General features: G+C 58.0%; 6 protein-coding genes. 5 read left to right on the top strand and 1 reads right to left on the bottom strand.

All coding sequences use genetic code 11. The annotated features are described in order from the left end of the window. Window positions 1–580: 580 nt before the first annotated feature. The gene (locus HMPREF0183_RS01385) at window positions 581–1,186 is read right to left on the bottom strand and encodes a TetR/AcrR family transcriptional regulator (RefSeq protein WP_005882004.1); all 606 of its coding nucleotides are present in this window, start codon (window positions 1,184–1,186) and stop codon (window positions 581–583) included. Window positions 1,187–1,286: 100 nt separating this feature from the next. Between HMPREF0183_RS01385 and HMPREF0183_RS01380 the strand changes: the two genes are divergently transcribed. The 5 genes from HMPREF0183_RS01380 to HMPREF0183_RS01360 all read left to right on the top strand — a co-directional run bounded on the left by HMPREF0183_RS01380 (window position 1,287) and on the right by HMPREF0183_RS01360 (window position 6,600). After that, complete coding sequence (locus HMPREF0183_RS01380) at window positions 1,287–2,117, top strand: CoA transferase (protein WP_005882001.1); 831 nt, start codon at window positions 1,287–1,289, stop codon at window positions 2,115–2,117. Window positions 2,118–2,159: 42 nt separating this feature from the next. Continuing rightward, window positions 2,160–3,692, top strand: coding sequence for a class I adenylate-forming enzyme family protein (locus tag HMPREF0183_RS01375; protein WP_005881999.1), 1,533 nt, complete (start codon window positions 2,160–2,162; stop codon window positions 3,690–3,692). Window positions 3,693–3,832: 140 nt separating this feature from the next. Beyond that, complete coding sequence (locus HMPREF0183_RS01370) at window positions 3,833–4,618, top strand: enoyl-CoA hydratase/isomerase family protein (RefSeq protein WP_005881997.1); 786 nt, start codon at window positions 3,833–3,835, stop codon at window positions 4,616–4,618. Between the two features lie 2 nt (window positions 4,619–4,620). After that, the gene (locus HMPREF0183_RS01365) at window positions 4,621–5,775 is read left to right on the top strand and encodes an acyl-CoA dehydrogenase family protein (protein WP_005881996.1); all 1,155 of its coding nucleotides are present in this window, start codon (window positions 4,621–4,623) and stop codon (window positions 5,773–5,775) included. A gap of 84 nt (window positions 5,776–5,859) precedes the next feature. Beyond that, complete coding sequence (locus tag HMPREF0183_RS01360) at window positions 5,860–6,600, top strand: 3-hydroxyacyl-CoA dehydrogenase (RefSeq protein WP_005881994.1); 741 nt, start codon at window positions 5,860–5,862, stop codon at window positions 6,598–6,600. Window positions 6,601–7,483 lie beyond the last annotated feature (883 nt).

The raw sequence follows: 7,483 nt of genomic DNA, 5'->3' as shown, positions 1-7,483 counted from the left end.
CGTGTGTCAACGATGTCGCGACTGATGTGTCAACTATCACCACTGGTGCGGGGGTGAGGTAGAAGTGTCAACGATGTCCTGACTGATGTGTCAACTGTCTTGGACAAAACCGCAGGGTAGCGGTGTCAACTAAGTCCTGACGCAGGACACCACGGGGCCCACTTTTTTAATGCCACAAAACCCCTGGTCAGACGGGTAAAACAGTGAACAGGCTAGCTTCTGGAAGCTGTTGTGGCACAAACCTGGCACAGGTTTGTTCAAGCCAGCTGTTCCGGGAAATCTAGCCAAGTCCTGACGGCGCAAAGCGAGCAAGACGGCGCATTATATTGCGCAGTTTCGTTCGTTTTGCGCCGTTTCGTCTGGCCAGAACCGGATTGTATGCGTTTCAGGTCCGCTGGCGTGGCTGTCAACGATGTCGCGACTGATGTGTCAACCGTCTTGGACAAAACCGCAGGGTGGAAATATCAACAAGTCCTGACGCAGAACACCACGGGGCCCACTTTTTTAATGCCATAAACCCTGGTTGTATAGGCCCACCATTCCGCAGAGCACACGTGTGACTGCGAAAAGACGAACCCGGTTAATCCTGAGTTGTAACGGTGACGTGAAGTTCCGGCGTCTGTTCTGGCTGCTCTTTTTCTGGAAAAGACAACACGATCTGATCAATGAGAGGCTGCAAGAACAGCTTCCCCAGCTGCCGCACCATCACGTTGACAACCTGTTCTACCCGATTGCGGTCCTGGGAAGCCTTCCCATGGTCGCGCAAGGAGTCGATACTCTCACCGGACAAGTGGGACAGACGGGTGATCAGCGCGTGGGTACCGCCTTCTTCAAGCAGGTCACGTCGTAAATACGCAACGATGAGCGGATTCTCTTGCATCATCTCCGCAACTGACGTATCGCGGCTCGCAGCACTCGCCACAGACCCACCCGCCTGAGCGTCCGCCCGGGCAATCGCGTTCGCAAACTGCTCCACAATCCAACTCTCCACCGCCTCTTTGAGTCCCTCTTTGGACCCGAAGTGGTGAGAAATCAGACCAATGGTGACTCCCGCCTCGGCGGCAATGGCACGCATGGGCGTGCCCGCAAAGCCCGAGGTGGCGAACTGGTGAAGGCCAGCGTTGCGGATCCGTGCCCGGCTAGTGAGATCACTGTTCTGGCCGTGTGATTCTGCCTCTGTTTCCATTTCGCTGTCCTCCTATGCAATTTAGACACTATACCTATTGAATACTTGTTCAGTCAGTTATACGTTGGTTCAAAGTTCTCTACATTGTTGAGGAGCTCGGATGAACCAGCAGCCACTTTCCGGCGTCACCGTCATCACCTTGGCCGTGAACCTACCTGGCCCACTCGCAGCGGCGCGACTGACGAATCTGGGTGCCCGCGTCATCAAAGTCGAACCGCCTATTGGCGACCCCTTGAGCGTCTACGTCACCGACTACTACAAGGAACTTGCGGCGGGGCAAGAGGTCGTGACCATTAACTTGAAGTCGCCAGAAGGTGTCCAGCAGTTCGATCAGCTCGCCAGTGAGGCTGACATTTTGCTCACGGCCATGCGCCCACGAGCAGCTAAGGCGCTGGGTATCCCAGACACGGTCGACAAGTACGGCCTGGTCCATGTTGAGATCGTGGGATTCGCAGGCGACCGGGCCGATATCCCAGGTCACGACCTGACCTACCAAGCAGCCCACAAAACACTGATCCCAGGCACTATGCCCACCGTGCCTGTCGCCGATGTTTTGGGTGGTGAACACGCAGCCCTCCAGGCCCTTGCCGGGCTTCGCGAAAAAGAAAACCGCGACGCTGAGGAAATTGGTGGAATTGTGAAGCGCGTGGTCCTTGACGAAGCCGCCCAATGGGCAGCCGGACCAGCGCGCCACGGCCTCACCGGGCCTGGAACACGGCTAGGCGGAGCCGTACCGGAATACCGCACCTATGCCACGCAGGACGGACACATTGCCGTCGCATGTTTGGAACCCCACTTCGCAAAAGCACTGGCAGAACGGCTGGGATCCACACACGAAGAACTCGAAGCGGCGTTTGCGTCCCAGCCAACCGCGCACTGGGTCGAAATCGCGCACACCCACGACCTGCCCATCGAACCGATCGCCGTTTAAAACACCAATCCGAAAAGGACCCAACCCGACAAAGGAGTCGACATGGCAACACTTCCACTGGTACTTCGCCGGACAGCAAACACGCACCCGGACCAGCCAGCCATCACATTTGAATCCACCACACTGACCTACCGGGAACTGGACGACCGTGTGGACCAGTTCGCAGCTGACCTCATCGAGCGAGGTGTGAGAAAGGGCGACCGGCTGGTCATTGTGGCAGGTAACTCAGACGTTTTCGCGTACGCGGTTCTGGGTGGTTTGCGGGCCGGCGCTATTGTCGCCCCGGTCAACCCCAAGTCTGCGGGCGCAGAAATTGAGCACTTCGTCACCGACGCGGATGTGCATTCCATCATCTTCGACGCACTGTGCGCGCCAGCGGTCAAAGCCTGGGCGGATGCATTTCCGGAGACAGCTGCCAAGGTGAACGCGCTGTCGCTGGGGGCGGCCGAGTTCGGTGACAACCTCCTCGAGTCAGCTCTGCAGCGCCCCGCCACGCCGGTGGAGATTGGGCTGGAAGAGGACGATGACTGCCTCATTATTTACACCTCGGGAACTACCGGAAAGCCAAAGGGTGCGCTTTTCGACCACCACCGGGTGCTGTGGGTAGGCGTGAACACCATTGGTGGTGTGGGACTGCGTATGCTCGACCGTTACTTGATCGTGGCTCCGCTGTACCACTCTGCGGCGCTGAACCTGCTGTTCTTCCCAGCGTTGATGATGGGCGCGCACCAGGTCATTCACTCTGGGTTTGATCCCGAAGCGGTGCTGAGTGAGATCGACAAAACGAAGATCAACGTGTTCTTCGGGGTGCCCACCATGTTCGCGTTCATGCTGCGGTCGCCCAACCTCGCGAAGCTGGATTTGTCGAGCTTGCGGGTGGCGTTCTACGGTGCGGCACCCATGCCCGGAAGTGTGGCGGAACGTCTGTTTGACGTGTTGCCACAGACCGAGATCATCCAGCTGTGTGGCCAGACCGAAGGTGGGCCCGGCGGCATCATCCTGCTGCACGACGAAGTCAAGGCCAAGCCGTCAGCCTCTGGTCGTTCTGCGATCTTGAACACGGAAGTCCGTGTGGTCGACGCTGAAGGAAATGACGTTCGCCCAGGTGAGGTGGGCGAAATGATTATGCGCGGCGAGTCCATGATGAAGGAATACTGGCGCAGGCCAGAAGCAACCGCGCAGACGGTCATCGACGGTTGGGTGCACACCGGCGACCTGGCTCACGTTGATGAGGAAGGGTACATCACCCTGGTGGACCGTCTGAAAGACATGATTATCACCGGTGGGCACAACGTGTATTCCGCCGAGGTGGAAAATGCGTTGGCAGCGTACCCGGAGATTACCGATATTGCGATTGTGTCCCGTCCGCACCCGGACTTTGGTGAAACGGTTGTGGCGGTTGTGACCCCTGCTGAAGGCGGGAACCCAACGCTGGAAGGTTTGCGGGAGTTCGCCGAACCGTTGCTGACGCACTACAAGATTCCGCGGGAACTCATCATTGAGGACATTCCGCGTAACCCGTCGGGGAAGATCCAGAAGCACAAGCTGCGGGAGAAGATTGCCCGTGAGCAATAGCTTGAGCGGGATCCGAGAAGCGGTCATCGTGGGCGTTGGTCGCCAGTGTGGCGAGCAGGCTCCCCAGTTTGCAGTACAAGCAAGGCTGAATCACTCCGAACTCTGAACGACTACGACCCCTGAATGTTAAGGAGAAACACATGTCCGAACAGCGGGAACCACTGGTACGCACGGAAGACCGTGGGCCAGTACGCATCATCACACTAGACCGGCCAAAAGCGCTCAACGCGCTTTCCGGTGACTTAATCGATGACCTGGCCGTCGCCTTGAGTGACGCGGAGTCCACCGACTCAGTGCGCGCAATCGTGCTGACGGGTAGTGATAAAGCGTTCTGCGCCGGCGCCGACATCGGTGAGATTGCTCGCATGCAGGACAGCAAACCCCTGGACCCGCTGATGATCGACCGTCTGTTCGGGGCTCTTGACGCTGTTCTCAAACCGACGATTGCGGCTGTTCGCGGGCTCGCTTTCGGTGGCGGGTGTGAACTGACACTTGCGTGTGACATCGCAATTGCGGGTGAGTCAGCGCAGTTCGGTGTCCCGGAGGTCAAGCTGGGTGTTCTGCCTGGGGGCGGGGGAACCCAGCGCCTTATCAGCGCGGTGGGCAAAGCGAAGGCCATGCGCATGCTGCTCACGGGTGAGCCGGTGAACGCCACGTGGGCGGAGTCTGCCGGACTGGTTGCCGAGGTCGTCCCAGATGATCAGGTTGTCGAGGCTGCCGTGAAGATTGGAAACGCGATCGCAGCTAACGCGCCCCTGGCTGTTCGCCTGACAAAAGACTCAGCGCTCGCATCGCTTGAGACCCCGCTGAGCGCGGGTCTTGCGCACGAACGCCGCAACTTCCTCCTGCTGTTGGGAACGGAAGATGCGCAAGAAGGAACTTCGGCATTTATTGAACGCCGTCGCCCAGAATTCAAAGGAGTATAGAAATGATTCTTGATGGATACCGCGGTGCGTGGGAAAACGAAGAAACAGATGACCTGCGTAGCCTGACGCGTAACTTCTTGGAGAAAGAAGCGAAGCCAAACCTGGCGCGTTGGGCCGAAGAGCACAAGATCGACCGCGAGTTCTGGAACAAGGCCGGTGAGCTGGGGCTGCTGTGCGTGTCGATTCCCGAAGAGTACGGCGGCGGTGGAGGAACGTTCGCGCATGAAGCCGTTGTCCTCCAGGAGCAAGGGTACATTGGTGACGCGGCGTGGGGTTACGCTGTGCACTCCACGATCGTGGCGCACTACATCAACGCGATCGGAACTGAGGAGCAGAAGAAGCGTTGGCTGCCGGGCCTGGCGTCCGGTGAGCTGGTTGGGGCTATCGCGATGACTGAGCCGGGTACCGGTTCTGACCTCCAGGCGGTTAAGACGAAAGCTGTTTTGGACGGCGGCGAGTACGTCATCAACGGAGCTAAGACCTTCATTTCTAACGGTACGCACGCAGACATCGTGATTATTGTTGCGCGCACCAACGACCAGCCGGGTGGCAAGGGGCTGTCGCTCATTGTCGCCGAGGTGAATGACCTTCCTGGGTTCTCGCGCGGCCGGGTGCTCGACAAGGTGGGGCAGCGTGGTCAGGATACGCGCGAGCTGTTCTTTGAGGACATGCGTGTTCCGGCTGAGAACCTGTTGGGTGGTGTTGAAGGTAAGGGGTTCATCCACCTGATGCAGCAGTTGCCGCAGGAGCGGTTGGCGCTCGCCGTCACCGGTGTGACCACGGCTGAGTATGCTGTGCGTTTGACGGTTGACTACGCAAAGGAACGTGAAGCGTTTGGGCGCCCGATCCTGGGGTTCCAGAACACCAAGTTTGTGTTGGCAGAATGTGCTACCGACACGTTCGCTGCACGCACGTTTGTGGATCACCTAGTGTCCCAGCACATCGAAGGAAAGCTGACGACCGAGCAGGCGTCTGCAGGTAAGTACTGGGCGACCGATATTCAGAACACCGTGATCGACCGCTGTGTTCAGGTTTTCGGTGGTTACGGGTACATGCTCGAATACCCCATTGCGAGGATGTACGCCGATGCGCGCGTCCAGAAGATCTACGGCGGTACCAACGAAATCATGAAGGACCTCATTTCACGTGGACTGTGAGGCGTAGCGAATACGTTAACAGGCCAGCAGATTTAAACAGCGAACAGATTCCAACAGCCAAAAAGTTTACGAAAGGAAACCATCATGCAGTTTGCTAACAAGACTTTCATTGTGACAGGAGGCGGGTCCGGTCTGGGAGCTGCCACGACTCAGGCCCTGATTGAGCGAGGCGCTCGAGTTTTCATCGCCGACCTTAAGGGCGAGGCCCCATCTGGTGCTGAGTTCGTCGAAACTGATGTGACGAGCCCTGACAGCGTTTCAGCGCTGGTAGACAAGGCTAACGCTGACGGCACGTTGTCCGGATTGGTTAACTGTGCGGGGATCGGGACAGCGCAGAAGACTGTGAGTTCGAAGGGGCCGCACGACCTCGAGTCCTTTGCCAAGGTCGTGAACGTCAACCTGATCGGTACGTTTAACGCGATTCGTTTGGCGTCCTGGGCGATGTCCCAGAATGAGCCAGGTGAAGATGGTGAGCGTGGCGTGATTGTGAACACCGCTTCTGTTGCTGCGTTCGAGGGTCAGATTGGTCAGGCTGCTTACTCTGCGTCCAAGGGCGGGGTTGCAGGAATCACGTTGCCCATCGCACGTGATTTGGCGAGTGTGGGTATTCGTGTTGTCACGATTGCGCCGGGCTTGTTCCTGACTCCAATGTTGGCGGGGCTTCCGGAAGCTGCGCAGGAGTCGCTTGGCAAGCAGGTGCCGTTCCCACAGCGTCTGGGGCAGCCAAGCGAGTACGCCAACCTTGTGACGCACATTGTGGAAAACCGCATGCTTAACGGTGAAGTGATTCGCCTTGACGGTGCTATCCGTATGGCACCGCGCTAAGTTTCCCCGTGCGGCGCTAAGTTGCCCCGTGCGGCGCTGGGTTTTGCCGCACAGCGTTAAGGGGCGCGGTGTTAAGGAGCGTAGCGTTAAGGGGCAGGTGGCCATGTGGTCGCCTGCCTCTTTTCTTGTTTGCACCTTCCCATAGTCCGCTGCGCTCGCCATAGCGCCCTGCCCGAGGTGGTTGGGTTTTGGTTTGCTGTGGTGGCTAGCTACCTGAGAAAGATGATGACCAGCTACCCGAGGTGGTTGGCTTCCTGCGGGGTGGGGCAGTGGGGTCCGCTTCCCGGGGCGGTGGCGGTGTCTATTGGTGAGTTCCCGCCTTGTGTTAGTCCAGATGGCGCGAAGGGGGATGCGGACGGATTCTTGGAGGATTCCGTATGAACTGTTCGTATACGAAGGAGCAGCGTCGTTTGGCTTTGCGGGTTTTTAAGCGTACGCAGTCGGTGACGAAGATGATTCGTGAGCTTGGTTATCCTGGGCGGCGGACGATGCATAGGTGGGTGCGTGAGGGCGTGTCACCGGGGCGTCGGCGTAGACAAGCGAAGGCTGCGGCCAGTTACCCGGTTGAGGTGAAGTTAGAAGTTGTTGAGCTTTTTCATGCTGGTTGGCGACCTGATGAGATTGTTGTCCAGTGTGGTGTGCGTTCACGGTCCAATATGTTTCTTCGTGTGTGCGACTGAACACTCGTTCGAACGCAAATAGAAACAAAACGAACAAAATCCTTGACCCGCGCATTCGAACGCAAATAGAATAGAACCACACAAGGAGGTGACCCCACATGACCACAACACACACCCACACACGCAACGACATGCATGACGGTCCCGCTGTGGAACTGTTCGAAACAGTCAAGGACACCACGCGCATCATGGATGAAGCGCGC

This window comes from Brevibacterium mcbrellneri ATCC 49030, from assembly GCF_000178455.1.
Lineage (GTDB): Bacteria > Actinomycetota > Actinomycetes > Actinomycetales > Brevibacteriaceae > Brevibacterium > Brevibacterium mcbrellneri.
This window is presented reverse-complemented; position numbering and strand designations above follow the sequence as displayed.